We start from the raw sequence: 16,108 nt of genomic DNA, 5'->3' as shown, positions 1-16,108 counted from the left end.
CTGTGTTTAAAGGCGACATAGTTTATCACGAAGGCCGACAACACCGCAGTGGCAATCAATTTATCGTTTATGTGCCCACTGAAGCAGTGGTAGCGTGCGCTTATGCATATCGAGTCGTGCCCCCAAACGCACCAGATTCCAATAATGGCCATTCAACGCCCGCGAGAGTAGCAGTGTATCCGCTGGCGGCTGCAAACGGTCCATCGCTGCCCACACTTTAGGGGTTAGTTCGCGTAACCGGCGGTGCACCCGCACATCACTGAAATCCTGCTCACCTGGCGCAAACAGCGGCGCGATACACTCAGCCGATTCGCGATACAACGCCAATGGCGCGCCCTGGCCCTGGCGACCGCCCATTTGCATCAGTGCTTCATCCATCCCCATGGCATCGTGTTTTAACGTCGCATCGAGCAATTGCATCATGGAGTTAATACGTCCCTCCGGCACAATGATGACCGCCCCTAAATCGTAAATCACCAGCCGCCCTTCGGCATCGGCGGCGAAGTTGCCCGCATGGGGGTCGGCGTGCAGTTCACCGTAAGTAAATAACTCTTCCGTAATCCAGTCCGCCAATGCCTGAGCGATTCCCTGACGCGTCGCATCATCAGCATCGGCTAACTCACGCAGCGGCGTACCGGCGACATAGCGCATGGCCAACACATGCTGGCCGGAAAGCGCGGGCAGCGGCTCGGGGATCACCAGCCGCGGGTCATCCTGATAACGTTCACGATAGCGCGCAAGCGCAGCGGCCTCGGCGTGATAATCCAACTCCCCACGCAGGCTTTCGGCAAGCTCCTCAAATAGCGCATCCAGCCGTGCTTGCGGCACTTTAAACCAGCGACCCAGGCGCATGATGCGATACACCTGTATCAGGTCGCTTTCTAACACGTCGGCAAGGCCTGGGTACTGCACCTTGAGAACGATCGTTTCACCTTCGTGGGTCGTCGCCCGGTGAACTTGGCCCATGGAGGCGCTGGCGAATGGGCGCTCTTCAATCTGACTAAAATAGTGGTCAATGTCGCCATACTGTAATTCCAACGCTTCACGTATACGCGGCCAGGGCATAGGCTCGGCCTGGCGCTGCAGGCGGGCAAGCTCTTCGGCAAGATCGGGAGGCAGCAAGTCATCCCACTGCGACATGATCTGCGCCAGTTTCATAGCAGGGCCTTTTAGCTCTGAAAGCCCTTCGAATAACGCTTCGCCAAGCGCACGCCAATCCGCCTGCCCGCCTAGCCGTGTTTTCAGCATCGCACCACCGGTGCGTGCGCCCAAACCCATTAAACGCCGTGTTCTGCCTCGATCGCGCATTGTAGACGCCCCTTAACTAGCAACGCGTTTATCAAGCACATGGCTATCAAACCGGCTGCTATCAATAAAATATTTATACATAATCTATACAAAATAACAGCAATAGCCACTTATCGCATCACTCTATTGCGCTGCTCCCGCTGGCGCCAATGCTAGGCGCCGTCTGCTACCATAGGCGCCATCAAAGGATACGATAAAGGCTTCGCTGCTATGCGCCTGATAATTGCCGAAAAACCCAGCCTCGCTCAAGCCATTGCCGAGGCATTACCGGGCTATAGCAAACGCCAGGATGGCGCTATGGTTTGTGGCGACACCACGGTTACCTGGTGCCTCGGCCACTTACTGGAGCAAGCGCCGCCGGAGGCTTACGACCCCGCCGATAAACAGTGGCGGTTGGACCGACTGCCCATCGTGCCGCAGCAGTGGAAGCTGATGCCACGCCCCAAGGCGCGGGGCCAGCTAGCGGTGATTCGCAAGCTGATAAAACAAGCCACCGATGTGGTGCACGCAGGTGACCCTGACCGCGAAGGCCAACTGCTGGTGCAGGAAGTGATCGAATACATGAAGTATCGCGGCCCGGTGCAGCGGCTACTGATTAGCGATCTCAACAAGCCTGCGGTCAGCCGGGCACTGGCAAAACTGCACCCCAACGCCGACTATCAGCCGCTTTTTCAGGCGGCCCAGGCGCGCTCGCGCGCTGACTGGTTGTACGGCATTAACTTAACTCGCGCCTGGACGCTCACCGGCCGCCAGGCAGGTCACGACGGCGTGCTTTCTGTGGGCCGCGTGCAAACGCCAGTACTCGGGCTGATCGTACGGCGCGACAACGCCATCCGAGATTTCAAGCCGCATCCCTTCTACCCGCTATGGGTGGACCTTAAGGTAGCCCAGGGCCAACTGCGCGCCTGGTGGGCGCCCAAAGAGCACCAACGCCTCGATGATCAAGGGCGTTTGATTGACCGCACCCCTGCCGACGTTCTAGCGGCTCAATTGTCTGGCGCTTCAGGTCACCTAACCAAGCTCGACCAGCAGGAAAAACGCCAGGCGCCGCCGCTGCCCTACTCGCTTTCCGCACTTCAGGTAGATGCGGCCCGCCGCCACGGGCTTTCCGCGCAGATGGTGCTGGATATTTGCCAGCGGCTCTACGAGCGCCACAAGTTGATCACCTACCCGCGTTCAGACTGCCGCTACCTGCCCGAAGAGCACCTTCAACTAGCCCAACGCAGCTTAACCGGTGCCTGCGAAAACGATGCAACGCTGCAACAATGGTTGAAGGGCGCAGATTTCACTCTACGATCCAAGGCATGGAACGATAAGCAGGTGGGTGCCCACCATGCGATCGCCCCCACCGGCAAGCCCGCAGACTTTGGTCAGCTTTCCGACACCGAAGGGCATGTGTTTCGCTTAATCGTGCGCAACGTCATGGCGCAGTTTTACCGCCCGCTGCGAACCTTCGAGGTCAAAGCGGAGTTTACGCTGCTAAACGAAGTCTTCCGCGCCCGTGGCCAAAGCATTCTCGACCCCGGCTGGAAGCCACTCTTCACCACCAAGGAAGAAGCCCCGCCGCTACCGCCGCTCACCCAAGGGGAGCCCTGCCAAGCATTAGGCGCAGGCGTTGAAGAGAAGGAAACCCGCCCGCCGGAACCCTTCACCGATGCCAGCCTGATCAAAGCCATGATGAACATTGGCCGCTACGTAGACGACCCGGAAGTGCGCCGCACCCTGCGCGACACCGACGGCCTGGGCACCGAAGCCACCCGGGCAGGCATTATCGAAACCCTGGTACAGCGCGGTTACTTAGTGCGCCAGCAGAAAGCCCTACGCGCCACCAAACTCGGTAGCGCCCTGATTACCGCCCTGCCCAGCGCCGTCAGCACGCCGGAACGAACTGCCCTATGGGAACAACGCCTACGGGCGATTTCCGAACAGCAGGACGACCCCGGTGCTTTTCAGCAAGCGCTGCTGGACGACTTACGCGGCCTGCTCACCCATAGCGATGCAGCTAAGCTCCGGCAGAGTTTGCAGACCGCCCAAGGCGAAGCCGGTGGCCATATAAAAAAAGAGGGTAAGACAAGAAAGCGGTACAGCAAGCCGAAAAGCAGCGGGGGAAGAAGGAAGACAGCTAGCAAAGATTGAACCTCTTCACTTGACTACTTAAAGGATGTCGAAAAAGACTCATCTATAACCTTGAGTTAAGCCTTCACTCCATTGCGCCATTTAATATTTTGCAAGTGGAAATCAACTGTCGGTGATATCGTCATCATCCTCTGAGTGCGAAGCCTTTTTCTTACTGATAGGGCGTGAAAAGAAAGGCACTAAATAAAGCACCATCCAGGCCAGCACCGTACACAGTACAGCTGTCTGTTCACGCCCTAGACCAACGGCTATTCCAATAGCAGCCGTTAACCAAACCCCCGCCGCCGTGGTCAGCCCTGACGCACCTTTTTCATCTTTACGGGTAATGATAGTGCCAGCACACAGAAAACCGATGCCCGCAATGACACCTTGAATAACCCGACTCATCTCTGAATCAGAAATACCTGTTTGCTCGGGAATAAAGATAAAAACAGCGGCGCCCATGCAGACCAGCATGTGGGTTCGTATCCCGGCCGCCTTACCTCGCTGCTCTCGTTCGAGCCCCAACAGCCCCCCTAAAATAGCCGCCAGCAGTAATCGAATCACCACAACGACGAACTCACTTAAATCGTTAAAATCCGAAAACTCGGCGACGAGAACATCTTTGACCACTTCCATTGCACCGTTCCTGTAGATGTATTGATAAAAAGCTCTCGCTGCCAAGGCTGGGCAGCCTTCCCTGCCTATGACCACCTTTTGTCACCACAAGCTCGCTCTGTGCGGGGCTGGTGGCATGAAGTTATCTGGCCATAGCGACACATAAGATAACGGTATAAACACTATTCCAATTTATCATTGTGATAATGGACCCAAGCCACCCGGCACCGCCAGCACCCACTCACGAATGGCCAGAATTGTTGGATCATGCCGGCGGCTTTCCGGATAGACCAAAAAGAATGGCTTACCTTCCAATTCGGGGCCAAAAGGTTGTACCAAGCGCCCCTCCTCCAGCTCATCCTTAATCAACTGGCGGCTCATCAGCGCTACCCCCTGCTCACCAATGGCGGCCGAAATGGCGTGGGTCTCGTCAGAAAACACCAATCCGGCACTCACATCGAGTCCAGGGACCTTTGCCCATTGCTGCCAAACAGCCCAATCCAGAGGCGAAGAGACAGCCCCTTGATTGCGGAAGTGGATCAGCGGATGCATAGGCAACTGGGTTGCATCGTGCAATCCAAGGCGAGGGCTGCAGGTGGGAATAAACGTGTTATCGAATAATTTCTCTACTGCCAATTCGGGCCAGCGGCCATCGCCATAACGGATGGCCACGTCTGCTGCTATCCCGTCCAATGCTACCGGCTCATGAGAGGCATGAATGCGCAGATCGATATCGGGATGAGAGTCTCGCAGCATACACACCCATGGCAGCAACCAGCGCACCGCGACAGCCGGCGTTGTGGAGAGCGTAACGGTTTGACGAACAGGGAGAACACTTAGCCGTTCGACGACGTCGCTGATGTTATTAAAGGCTGTTTCCAACACCTGCTGTAGCTCGCGGCCCTGTGGTGTCAGCTCCAATTGACGAGGTCTACGCAAAAAAAGCGACACGCCCAGCGCCTCTTCGAGACCTCGAATTTGATGGCTAATCGCAGTGGCAGTAACCGACAGCTCTTGTGCGGCCAGCTTAGCACTTTCATGGCGGGCAGCCGCTTCAAAGGCACGAAGTGCAGAAAGTGAAGGTAATCGTCGCGTGCTCATGGGTGAATTTTACTCATCTATAACAGCAAGAAAAGATCGGTTGTTCTGCCTATCAACACAGCCCTACGCTAAGTCTGTTGGTAATCATAGATGAGTTTATTTCAGAACGGGAGTTCACCATGTCACATATTCTGCATGTAGACGCTAGCGCCCGCCCCGGTATTGCCGGAGTCGACAACCACGGTTCGCACAGCCGCCACCTAACCCATCAGTTTGCCAGCCAGTGGCGAGCACGCCGACCGCAAGACACGCTCACCTATCGCGATATTGGCCAACACCCGCCTTCCTTCATCAACCACGACTGGATTGCGTCATCGTTTACGCCAGAAGCTCAACGAGAAGGTTGGATGAAGGAAATGCTGACGGAAAGCGACCAATTGATTGATGAGTTGATCGCCGCTGATATTGTGGTGATCGGCACGCCACTCTACAACTTCGGAATGCCAGCCGCCCTCAAAGCGTGGATCGACCAAATAGTGCGCCCCGGCCGAACAGTGGAGTTCGATGGCAGCAACCCGATTGACCCATACGTTCCTATGCTTACAGACCGAGAAAGGCATGCCGTTGTACTCACAGCTCGAGGCGGGGTGAATATGGCGCCAGGGGAAGAAATGGCCCATATGAACCACCTGGAACCACACTTGGCCACGGCACTGGCATTTATCGGCATCACTCGCATTTACTACATCGCAATAGAGGGTCAGGAAGTGGGTGGCGAGGTGCTGACCAAGTCAATTACTGAAGCGATAAGAAAAGTCGATCTTCTTATTGATGAATTACAGGCGACGCTGGATGTAACGCCCATCCGTGAGCCAGCGTAATACATAGAGAAGAGAAACCTTTTACCACCATAATCTCTCGTATTGAGTGCGGAAATCGCTACTTCAGGATATCCGCACCTTTAGATCTACTTGGCACTAGCAGCGAGCCGTGCACCTAAAGCAATAAACAGGGCGCCAAGGGACCTATCCATCCATAAGCCAACGCGTGGCTTTGTCTTAAGGAGAGCGCCTAGCGTTGCACCTGCCATCACCAAGGGAGGCTCTATAACGGCGGCCACGACAATAATCAGGCTACCATGCAATAAAAGCTGTGCTTCGGCAGGTCCAGCACCTTCCACGACAAACTGCGGTAAGAAAGCCAGGAAGAATATTGCCACCTTGGGGTTGAGCGCTGATACCAATACCCCCTGCCAATAAACACAGGATAGGTTCTTGTTTACCTGCTTTTCCACAGAGATGAATTGATCTCCGCGTGACAAAAGCATTTTGATACCGAGCCATATTAGATAGACCGCGCCAACCCATTTAACAATCGAAAAAGCGATCGCCGACGTGGCTAGAATAGCGGAAAGACCTACAGCTGCCATTACCACATGCAGCGCAGCACCCGTCCAAATCCCAAACATGGCGGCGAAACCATGTCTTCGCCCACTGCGTAACGTTTGTCCCAATATGTAGGCAATATCTGGCCCCGGCGACAAGTTCAGAAACACAGCCGTAGAGAGAAACGTCATCCAGTGAAACAGGGGATATTCAAACACAGCTATTCCTCTTTATTTCTCAGTCGCCAGAAAGAAATGAAGCATTAACCATTAGCCCAGGGAGTTAAAATGATATGCAATGGGCGCAATAGCCAGAACGCCTTGAACTTTTGAGTGCAACATTTAATCTATGGTACACGAGGCTACCACTGGGGGCTCTGTGTAGCCATGAATTGACCTTTCCCCACCGGTACAGTGCAGGTTGTAAAACCTTGATCTGCCGATACCCGCGATATGAAAGGCGCCATTTCGCTGGCGTGCGAAATGGCATTATCCACGACAAGGAGCCCGCCCTTTCGAAGGACACGCTTAAGGGTGGGCCACCACTGCAGATACTCGGAGCGTTTAGAGTCGAGGAAAAGAAGATCGAAATTGCCGTTTGGCATATCTTGTAGCAGGCCACCCGCCTCCCCACGAAGCTGTGTGATGAATTCAGGAAACCCCGAGCGCTCAAAATTTCTGGCGGCTAGCTCAAGCTTGAGTTCAGATTGCTCAATCGTCGTGACATGCCCATTAACCTGCTGTGCTGCCTGGGCAAGCCATAAAGTGGAATAGCCATTGGAGGTGCCAATTTCCAGCACACGCTGGGCATTGGTCGCCTGGATAAGCACTAAAAGAAACTCCCCCGTATCGCGTGTGATATTTAACATGCGTCGTGGGCGGTCAGAAATGGCAGCATCATTTTCCTGGCCAAACGTCTCTAGCTCGGTTAGCAATGCTTGTAACGATTCGCTCACCCTCCACTCCTCCTAACCAACAGAATAGCTTAGCCCTGAATCGCCCTTTTGATTGTTTTTTCGGCCCAATTACCAGGTTTCTTCGGCGCCTGGCGGTCCTATATCAATCTGCCAATCAGGCGAAATATCCACCACACCGTTGACCTTTTTCAGCCGCTCCGCCGTGTCATCATCTGCCGATCCGGTGATGCAGCCAATCTCCTCAAGCACATCTCTGATGGTTAACCCTTCGGCACTAAGGCGCGTGGCGATGTCATTGATCGATTGATCGCCGGAAATCGTAATGACCCATAGCGCAATATTCGGCATTGATGTTACCTCCTAGCATGCCCTAAGGTGCCTGTACCAGCCCCGCCCCAACGCGGGATTCAGGCGATGGTAGCCCTTGCGCTGACGCCACCAGTTGTTGCCACAATTTCATTCCACGCAAAGAGGCGTCAGATTCCGCCCAAAGAGCAGCGCAGCCTGCCACGTGCGGCGCCGCCATACTGGTGCCGCTAATCGATTTGTAATGAGTCGGCCGAGGCCATGACGAAAAGACATCGCGCCCGGGCGCTGCAATATCAACTTTACCAAAGTTCGAAAAACGAGAGGGTTTCAAGTTCGCATCAAGAGAAGCAACGGATATAATGGTTGGCGAGTTGGCGGGAGCCCCCGTGTTCAACGATGCATTTCCTGCGGCGGCGATAATGAGGCACCCATTACGCAGGGCCGCAGCGCCAGCATGGGTGTAAGCTGCTTGCGCAGGGCTCTGACTACCCAGCGACATCGAGATAACCTCGCATCGATTGGCGATAGCCCAGTTCAACCCGGCGAGCACGCCCGCCCCTGTACTGCTGCCTGAATTTGTCAGCACCTTCCCCGCGAATACGTGAGAGCCAAACGCGATGCCGTAGCGCGAAGTGCTGCCGATAGGCGCCTTTGGGCCACAGGCCGTGCCAATACAATGGGTACCGTGCCCGTTGAGGTCTTGAACCGGCTCGCCTACGAATGAGCGCGTCTCAAATTGCCGATCGGTGAAATCCGGGTGTCCAAGGTCCATCCCGGTATCCAACACGGCCACCTTAATACCAGCACCACTCCATCTGCTTTGCGGAACCTTGCATCGGGCTAATCCCCACGTCACCCCTAGAACGTCAGCGTCAGTATCCTTTTCCTCCTCGCTAATGCCGCAGTCAGCGCCTAGATCGTGAGCTATCGTGCTCGCAGCCCGCAAAAAGCCCCGTAGGTACTCCGAGCTTTCTGCGAATGCAAAATACTCAGGCTCAATGATCTCTATCGGGCTGTCCGCGGAGATAGCGCCTTTAACGCTCATTCCATGCTGCTGTAGAGCGTCGCCGCCAACGAGAGCGACACCAAGTTCGGGAAATACCATCGCCTCAGCATCCCCGGCGTCTTCCAGACTGACGGCCTGATCGGTAAAGTCTCGTGCATCGGCGACCCGAAAGTTCTGGGCTTTTAACGACTTGATGCCCTCTTCTACCCGCCCTTCACGATAGCTGATAAGAAAACGCCCTGTTTCCAGGCAACTGCCACCCCGCGCCAAGGCCGCCAGCAAAAGCTTTTCGATACCGCACGAAACGGTGGCAAGCGTTTCATTTCCACCAGAAGATGTGTTGCCGCTTCCGCTACCTGTCGGTTTTTTAGCCATCGTTGGCCTCCTTTCGACTGGTTTTCAAGCGTTCCTGCTCAAGCGCTTAACCATAGAAAAGCCAAGTGTCTTCAGGCAGAAACGTGTGTTTTCAGCTTAACGCACCTAATGATCTTCGCCAGACGAATTGAATTAAGCGGGAATACGCTCATCTTCACGGAGCGTGAGAACGTCGAAACCGGAAGATGTAACAGCCACCGTATGCTCCCACTGCGCCGACAGTTTCTTATCACTCGTTACGACCGTCCAGCCATCCCGCTTGGTTTTAATTTTGGCCCTACCCTGGTTAATCATGGGCTCAATGGTGAACACCATGCCCTCTTGTAAAACCAGTCCCCTTCCTTTCTGGCCATAATGCAACACCTGAGGCTCTTCGTGCATTTCCCGGCCAATCCCGTGGCCACAGTACTCACGAACCACCGAGTAGCCATGCTGTTCAGCATATTGCTGGATCGCATAACCAACATCCCCCAGCGTTGCGCCGGGCTTAACCGCTTGTATCCCTTGCCACATGGCTTCGTAGGTTTTATCGACCAGCCGTTTTGCATAAGCATTAACATCACCTAGCAGGTACATCTTGCTAGAGTCAGCAATAAAACCGTTTTTCTCCAGGGTAATATCGACATTCACGATATCGCCTGACTTAAGCGTTTGCTTTTCGGATGGAACGCCATGACACACCACATGGTTCACAGACGCATTTAGCACATACTGATAATCATATTGTCCCTTACTGGCCGGGCGAGCCTGCAACTGATCGACGATGTAATGCTCGGCCCAATTATTAACCTCCATGGTGGATACGCCCGGCACTATTTGCTTATCGAGATGCTGGAAAACTAATGCGAGTAGCCGCCCGGCTTCACGCATTACGCTCAACTCCGCTGCGCTTTTCAGTATTACCTTAGCCACCAATCACCTTCCTGACATCAACGTCGGCTTGCTTCATTTGCTCGCGCATAATGTCAGAGAAGGTCATGCTCGGATTGGCCTCAGCCAGCATGCCTATCTTTATCCAATACTCCGCCTGGGCATTGATTGAGCGCACCATCACCGAGCTCGCCTTGCGGATATCTTCATGTAACTGATCATCGATTTTCACTATACCCATCACGGCACCTGATATATGAAACGAATATAATATATATACGGATCATATATCGAACATATACTGACAGCAAGGCTAGCCTATTACGTTAAGCTGCCACGTCGACGAGGCTTCACCACAAACCAACTGGCCAGCACTAAGCTGCCAAACAGGGTATAAACCACCACAAACACCCAATCTGGCAAAGTGAAATAGAGCAGGCTATGTAGCCAGTGTTGTATAAACGAGCCCGAATAGGTGTCCGCACCCGCCTCAGCCCGCAACGCCATTTCCCAAGTGGTTAGCGGGCAGACGACCCCCAACCAAGCTTGCACCACCACATAACCAATGGCGCATAGATGAATAATCCGAAAGGCGCGGTTACGAACCCAACGCCAGTTTAAAAAATAGCCCAAGTACACAGCGAATAGACCCAGCACCACGAAGGCCACAAACAGCACGTGGATGATCAGAATGGCGTCGGCGAACAGGCGTAGCAGCGTGGAGGACATCGGACATTATTTCCTGCCGATAAAGTAAGAGTGACCCTGCTTCGACAGCAAGTATGGGCGCGTACGTGATAGAAGAAAACGCCCCCATCGAAGGCATTAAAAAAGTTATTCGAAGAAGCTGCTAACGTAAAGGGCATTAGGATAAAACCAGAAAAGCGTGAGTCCCGTTCGGTACGGGACTCACGCGTTGGGTGCTGCCTATATGAACCGATTAGTGGCCAGAGTTGGGGTCGTGGGCCTCTTCGGTGTGGAAAACATCGGCGTTCGCCTCGCCGTTAACATGGAGGAAGCCGGCCAGCCCCTTCTCCAGACGCGATAGCGCATGGTCCACCACGATGTACTTGCCGGGGTAATCGACCTCGAACTCAACCATGGTCGCACCGCCAGGCGGTACCAAGGTGGTTTGCACATCGGTCAATGGCGGGCTGGTCAACGAGGCCTGATCATAGACCTTGTCGAAGATCTCGCCGATCACGTGGAAGCTGGAGGTGGCATTAGGGCCGCCCACACCGAAGAAGATACGGACGTCGTCGCCTACATCGGCTTCCATCTTGTACGTCTGGGTCAGGGCATCCATATTACCGTTGAACATGAAGTGTTCGGCTTGCTCATCGAGCAGCTTGTCGAGCGAGAACTCCTGCAGGCCCTGACTACCGTGACGCTCGGCGGTATAAAGCTCACCCTGCATGATGTAGAACTCGCGCTCCACCGGCGAGAGCCCACCTTCGGGTTCGACCAGGATCATGCCGTACATACCGTTGGAGATGTGCTGGGCGACCATCGGCGTAGCGCAGTGGTAGACGTAGAGCCCTGGCGACAGCGCCTTGAAGGAGAAGCTCTTGGTATGGCCAGGCGCTACCTGGGTCACCGCGGCACCACCGCCGGGGCCGGTCACGGCGTGAAAATCGATGGAGTGGATGTGCGCGCTATCCTCGGCATTGCTCAGGTTAACGGTGACGGTATCACCTACGCGGACCCGTACGAGGGGGCCAGGCACCGTGTTGTTGAAGGTCCAGTACTTGTAGCTGGAGCCGTCCGCCAGGTAGCCTTCCACTTCAGTGCTCTCGAGATCGACAGTGACTTCCTGCGGGCCACGATCGCCGACCGGCTCGCCCACGTCATGGGGGTCTTTAGCCAGATCCTGGGCGGCTTCAGCCTGCTCTTCCGGCTCGGGGTCGCCGACGATGAAATTACCCACCATGCCGGCCGCCTTGTGCCCGGGAAGGCTACACAGGTACTCGAAGTTACCTTCTTCATCGACCCGGAAGGCCACGGCGGTGGCCGAACCCTGGCCGCCGATATCGTCGGAGTCGACCGCGAACTCGGGCAGCGCGATATCATGCAGAGCGCCGTCGCCATTGATCAGGTTGATCTGTACCACGGCACCGACCGGCGCGTGCAGGTCGGGGTTGACGACATCCTTGATCCTGCCCTTGTCGCCAATGAACACCAGTTTGCCCTCCTGTACAGCTGTACGCAGTGTATAAGTCACGTCCGGCGTGATCTCGGCAGGGCTGAGTACTTCGCCGTGTGCTGCCATGACAGGGGTGGAGAGTGCTGCGCTGGAGATCAGAGCCGCAGCGGTCTTGAGAAAAATGCTACCTTTAGCCTTCATCTTTGTATCCCCTCGTGAGGATTAACGTTTTCCCTTGCTTACAAGGAAAAAGTAGCATTTAGAATGAATATTTTAATTGACCCCAGTCAAGAAGTTGCTCAACAGAAGAATTAACAAAACTGTATCGCTACCGCCAAATTCCGATAGCCCAGCCCGTACGCATTATGTTGCGGACATTTGCTACGATAAGAATGCGGGCACAGCTCCACCCTAGGCCGTTCGTTGCTTACGCACCCACGCCGCTCGAATCGCTTCAGCCACCATCCCGGCTAGCAAGCCCCAAAAAGCATCCACCCAGAAAGTTACTAGCGCGGTTATGCCGATGACAGGCCAACATGACGGTTTGGCAGTCTTAAGGCGTTTCGTAAAGGCTAGCTCAGCTGCGGCCACTAGCAGCAAAGCGCCAAGGCCAGCCGCTGGAATGGCAGCTATCAATGAAATCCCGCCCGGCAATACCGCTATCAGCACCAACCCACTTCCAAGCAAAATGGGCGCTAATCCCGTGCGTGCCCCAAACCGATAGTGAGCCGCTAAACCACCCGCCCCGTGGCACATTGGTAAAGCGCCCAGCGGCACCAGTACGAGATTAGCAAGACCGGAGCTCAGTGAAAGCCGAGCAGGCGTAACGCGGCGCGATTGTTCACCGAAATAATCGCCGGCCATTAACGCGGTAAGCAATATGGCGTTGGTTAATGTCAGGGCTAACTGAGGCAACACCAGCGTTGTAAAGCCCTGCTGCCAAGCGCTCACATCCGGAAGCTCGGGCCACGAAAAGGAAAACGAATGCTCAATATTTAGCGCTAGACCAGGCGACCCAACCATCCCCCCAACGATGACTGATATGCACAGCCCCACTAGTGCTGCCGGAAAATGCGGTACCGTCCGCAGGATGATAGCCAGTACAACCAATGTGAGGAGCCCCACCATCAAGGAAGTGAAGATCAACTCAAGACTCATGCTGGCAAGCATCAACCCCAAGCCCAATTGAAGACCACTTAATACCGACCTTGGTACAAGGCGAGACAGCCAATTAACCCACCCCGTTAAGCCCAATAGCAACAATATCGCGCCGATCATTACGCCGCTCGCCACGAGACTCCCGGCGCTCACCTGCGTCGTCAGCAAAACAGCGGTCACCGCTTTCATCGGCTGCACTGGTATTGGAAGACGATAATAAAACCCCGTGGCGAGATAGAACACGGCAAACCCAAGCAGCACCGGTATAGGGGCCAAACCTGCCACCCCAATCGCCCCTAGGCTGAGGGGCAACAGCGTCCCTAAATCGCCCAGCGATCCGCTGGCATCCTTCAATAGGCGATGTGGAGATGAAGGCATAAGGACTCCGCCGGTGATACCTGAATGTTTAACGAGGTAATAAAAAACATGAAGCTGATTTATTAGATGCAAATTACATGTGTTGAAACCGCTTAGTTAGATTTGTCTCTTAGACACGAGACTCACATTGTTTTAATTATGTATATAACTGCATTTTTTACGCTTTTAGATAAGTTCCACACTTATATGCACATAATGCTAACAATCAGCAGATAAATACAGAGTTTGTTGACGAAAAAAGTCACTTAAACGTTTCTAAAGAAGGGGGAACGAGGCGGCGCCTCAGGCCAAAAAGAACCACTCTGCGTTGTGCTATGACTCGCAGAGGCTAGCCTCAGGCTATCAAACAGGCATTTCATTAGGTGTATTCATTAGACGGGTCATTTTCGAACAACCACTTTAAAGCGCAGATAAAAAAGGTGAACTGCAGAGATAGATACCCTAGATGATCTCCCCGTCAGTAGCAGGGAGATACATCTAGATCAATGCGTTGCGAGGTGACATTCGTTAAGGCGTTTGTGCTTCGTTGCGCATCACTCTGAGCGCGGTGATTTCAATAGTGAGCGCTTCACGCGTTTCTTCTAACGCCCTTACCTCTTCAACGACCGCGTCAAGTTGGCTACTGGCCTCATCACGTTGGTTATTGACTTCATCAAGCTGGTTATTGGCCTCGCCAAGGTCAGCGTTTAGCGCTTCAAGCTCTGATTCGGCCTGGTTCCGGGCCTCTTCTGCCTCTTGGCGCGACTGTTGAGCGGCATCGCGAGCGGCTTCAGCCTCTTCTTTCTCTTCTTCTACCTCGGCGTATGTCTCATTCAGTTCCTCAAGGAGGTTCTGTCTTTCCTCTATCTGCTCGTTGAGCGCCTCTATTTCTTCTTCGCGGGTTTCACGCTCCCCCCGTAAAGCGGTCAACTCTTGCTCGGCATTGGCAATGTCGGCTCGCGTTGAAGCAAGCTCAGCTTCAGCTTCGCTTTGCTCAACCTCAAGGTCGCTCATTCGCTGTTGCAGGGTTGCTAAGTCAAGCTCTGCTGCCTCAACTTCAGACATCTGCGCCTGAATCTGTTGATGCTCACGTTCAGTTTCAGCTAATCGCGCCTCAAGCGCTTCCATAGTATCTTCTCGTGAGTCGGCAATAATGTGCGCCACCACAGCCCAGACCACTGCAATAAGCGCGATGACCAAGAGTACCTTTACCCGGTTATCGCCCAAAAATGTCGTTGATGGTTTATTTGTCCCTGTCATTGGTGCAATCCTCTCGCTTAAGCGCTATCGCTAATATAGTAGCTAACATATGGTCATCAACGGGTCCTCATCTGACCCCTTGTTAATATGGAGGAAAGTTCTTGGTTCGGCTAGGAGCGCTTATTTAACACATGCCATATAGCATTTGAATTAACCGGCCATGCGGTTTAGCGTCATCGTTCTCGGGATATTAGAAGGAGATAACTTCGTCGAGAGATTGTGTGTTCAGGGATAGCATAGAGGGTGTCAGAGCCGCGCTGCTCGATGGCAAGAGGGCGGCAACTCATTGGATGGCTGAGCAAGACTTCGGCGAAAATGGCTGACCATTCTGGCCAACGTCCCCTGCCAAGACGTCAACAGGCCCTAGAAGTAAGCGGTTTTCCGCGCTATTGATAACATAGGCGCAATAGGACTGCCTGAACCGACGTTGTATGTGACTTATCAAAGCAAAGGAGTTGCAAATGAAGCACTATAAAAAAATTGGACACGTTGGACGCCACAGCTTTTCTCTGCTGGCTCGACTCGGCCGCTACGAACTAACGATGTTGTTATGCGTTGCGGTACTTTCCGGCGGGATTTGGGGGTTCGTCGCGCTGGCCGACGAAGTCACTGAGGGGGATACCCAGAGCGTCGATGAGAGCCTGCTGCTCGCCCTTCGCAACCCCGCCGACCTTAGCGACCCGCTCGGACCGGGCTGGGTCGAGGAAATGGGGCGGGACTTTACCGCACTTGGCGGTGTCGGCGTGTTGGTACTCATCACATTGGGCGCCCTGGGTTACCTGTTACTCGCCAGCCGCTATCGCGCGGCTCTCTTTGCCTCGATCGCAGTGCCCGGCGGCATACTACTCAGCACCGTGATGAAGATGGGTTTTGATCGCCCTCGCCCCGACCTCGTGCCTCACGAAGCCATGGTCTACACCGCGAGCTTTCCCAGCGGGCATTCAATGATGTCTGCAGTGACCTACCTCACCCTGGCCGCGCTACTCATTCGCGTTCAGCCTGCGCTGAGGCTGAAGGCTTACTTGCTGATACTGGCGATATTACTGACCGTGCTGGTGGGCATAAGCCGCGTCTATCTCGGGGTGCATTGGCCGACCGATGTGCTTGCCGGCTGGACAGCCGGAGCAAGCTGGGCAGCGCTGTGTTGGATAGTGATGCGCTGGATGCAGCGGCGCGGGCAGGTAGAACCGGAAGAGAACTTGTCGGGCACAGAATAATTTTCTCAAGCAGAGCTGGGCAACACCAAT

Annotated in this window: 16 protein-coding genes; 3 read left to right on the top strand and 13 right to left on the bottom strand. The window is 54.4% G+C overall.

The features are described from left to right. Positions 1 to 60: 60 nt before the first annotated feature. The gene (locus ACUVOF_RS08195; RefSeq protein ID WP_447043883.1) at positions 61 to 1,308 is read right to left on the bottom strand and encodes an ABC1 kinase family protein; all 1,248 of its coding nucleotides are present in this window, start codon (positions 1,306 to 1,308) and stop codon (positions 61 to 63) included. A gap of 210 nt (positions 1,309 to 1,518) precedes the next feature. Here ACUVOF_RS08195 and ACUVOF_RS08190 point away from each other — a divergent pair, with 210 nt between their 5' ends. After that, on the top strand, positions 1,519 to 3,444 hold the full coding sequence (locus ACUVOF_RS08190) for a DNA topoisomerase III (RefSeq protein ID WP_447043882.1): 1,926 nt from the start codon (positions 1,519 to 1,521) through the stop codon (positions 3,442 to 3,444). 102 nt (positions 3,445 to 3,546) lie between these two features. Here ACUVOF_RS08190 and ACUVOF_RS08185 read toward each other — a convergent pair whose 3' ends face one another. Further along, entirely contained in the window at positions 3,547 to 4,062 is a 516-nt protein-coding gene (locus ACUVOF_RS08185) for an MgtC/SapB family protein (protein ID WP_447043881.1), read from the bottom strand. Between the two features lie 174 nt (positions 4,063 to 4,236). Next, entirely contained in the window at positions 4,237 to 5,142 is a 906-nt protein-coding gene (locus ACUVOF_RS08180; protein WP_447043880.1) for a LysR substrate-binding domain-containing protein, read from the bottom strand. 119 nt (positions 5,143 to 5,261) lie between these two features. Here ACUVOF_RS08180 and ACUVOF_RS08175 point away from each other — a divergent pair, with 119 nt between their 5' ends. After that, positions 5,262 to 5,963, top strand: coding sequence for an FMN-dependent NADH-azoreductase (locus ACUVOF_RS08175; RefSeq protein WP_447043879.1), 702 nt, complete (start codon positions 5,262 to 5,264; stop codon positions 5,961 to 5,963). Positions 5,964 to 6,049: 86 nt separating this feature from the next. Here ACUVOF_RS08175 and ACUVOF_RS08170 read toward each other — a convergent pair whose 3' ends face one another. The 10 genes from ACUVOF_RS08170 to ACUVOF_RS08125 form a co-directional block, all read right to left on the bottom strand. Beyond that, positions 6,050 to 6,685 carry a LysE family translocator gene (locus ACUVOF_RS08170; protein ID WP_447043878.1) on the bottom strand — a complete coding sequence of 212 codons (636 nt, stop codon included), beginning with the start codon at positions 6,683 to 6,685 and terminating at the stop codon, positions 6,050 to 6,052. Between the two features lie 143 nt (positions 6,686 to 6,828). After that, entirely contained in the window at positions 6,829 to 7,422 is a 594-nt protein-coding gene (locus tag ACUVOF_RS08165; RefSeq protein WP_447043877.1) for an O-methyltransferase, read from the bottom strand. A gap of 69 nt (positions 7,423 to 7,491) precedes the next feature. Continuing rightward, positions 7,492 to 7,731, bottom strand: a complete 240-nt coding sequence (locus ACUVOF_RS08160) for a hypothetical protein (protein WP_447043876.1) — start codon at positions 7,729 to 7,731, stop codon at positions 7,492 to 7,494. 22 nt (positions 7,732 to 7,753) lie between these two features. Next, a complete protein-coding gene (locus tag ACUVOF_RS08155) occupies positions 7,754 to 9,073 on the bottom strand; it encodes a S8 family serine peptidase (protein ID WP_447043875.1) in 1,320 nt (439 codons plus the stop codon). Between the two features lie 132 nt (positions 9,074 to 9,205). Beyond that, positions 9,206 to 9,985: a type I methionyl aminopeptidase gene (gene map / locus ACUVOF_RS08150; RefSeq protein WP_447043874.1), complete on the bottom strand. Its 780-nt coding sequence runs from the start codon at positions 9,983 to 9,985 to the stop codon at positions 9,206 to 9,208. After that, positions 9,978 to 10,184, bottom strand: a complete 207-nt coding sequence (locus ACUVOF_RS08145; RefSeq protein ID WP_113268040.1) for a ParD-like family protein — start codon at positions 10,182 to 10,184, stop codon at positions 9,978 to 9,980. The genes map and ACUVOF_RS08145 overlap by 8 nt, the downstream gene beginning before the upstream one ends. A gap of 80 nt (positions 10,185 to 10,264) precedes the next feature. Further along, the gene (locus ACUVOF_RS08140) at positions 10,265 to 10,672 is read right to left on the bottom strand and encodes a DUF2784 domain-containing protein (protein WP_447043873.1); all 408 of its coding nucleotides are present in this window, start codon (positions 10,670 to 10,672) and stop codon (positions 10,265 to 10,267) included. Positions 10,673 to 10,883: 211 nt separating this feature from the next. Next, positions 10,884 to 12,287: a copper-containing nitrite reductase gene (nirK, locus tag ACUVOF_RS08135; RefSeq protein ID WP_447043872.1), complete on the bottom strand. Its 1,404-nt coding sequence runs from the start codon at positions 12,285 to 12,287 to the stop codon at positions 10,884 to 10,886. 210 nt (positions 12,288 to 12,497) lie between these two features. After that, positions 12,498 to 13,622, bottom strand: a complete 1,125-nt coding sequence (locus ACUVOF_RS08130; protein ID WP_447043871.1) for a putative sulfate/molybdate transporter — start codon at positions 13,620 to 13,622, stop codon at positions 12,498 to 12,500. 507 nt (positions 13,623 to 14,129) lie between these two features. After that, the gene (locus ACUVOF_RS08125) at positions 14,130 to 14,861 is read right to left on the bottom strand and encodes a hypothetical protein (protein WP_447043870.1); all 732 of its coding nucleotides are present in this window, start codon (positions 14,859 to 14,861) and stop codon (positions 14,130 to 14,132) included. A gap of 461 nt (positions 14,862 to 15,322) precedes the next feature. Between ACUVOF_RS08125 and ACUVOF_RS08120 the strand changes: the two genes are divergently transcribed. Continuing rightward, on the top strand, positions 15,323 to 16,078 hold the full coding sequence (locus ACUVOF_RS08120; protein ID WP_447043869.1) for a phosphatase PAP2 family protein: 756 nt from the start codon (positions 15,323 to 15,325) through the stop codon (positions 16,076 to 16,078). Positions 16,079 to 16,108: the final 30 nt, after the last annotated feature.

It is taken from the genome of Vreelandella sp. H-I2, from assembly GCF_052959335.1.
The sequence above is the reverse complement of the archived record's forward strand: the minus strand, read 5'-3'. Positions and strand labels throughout refer to the sequence as shown.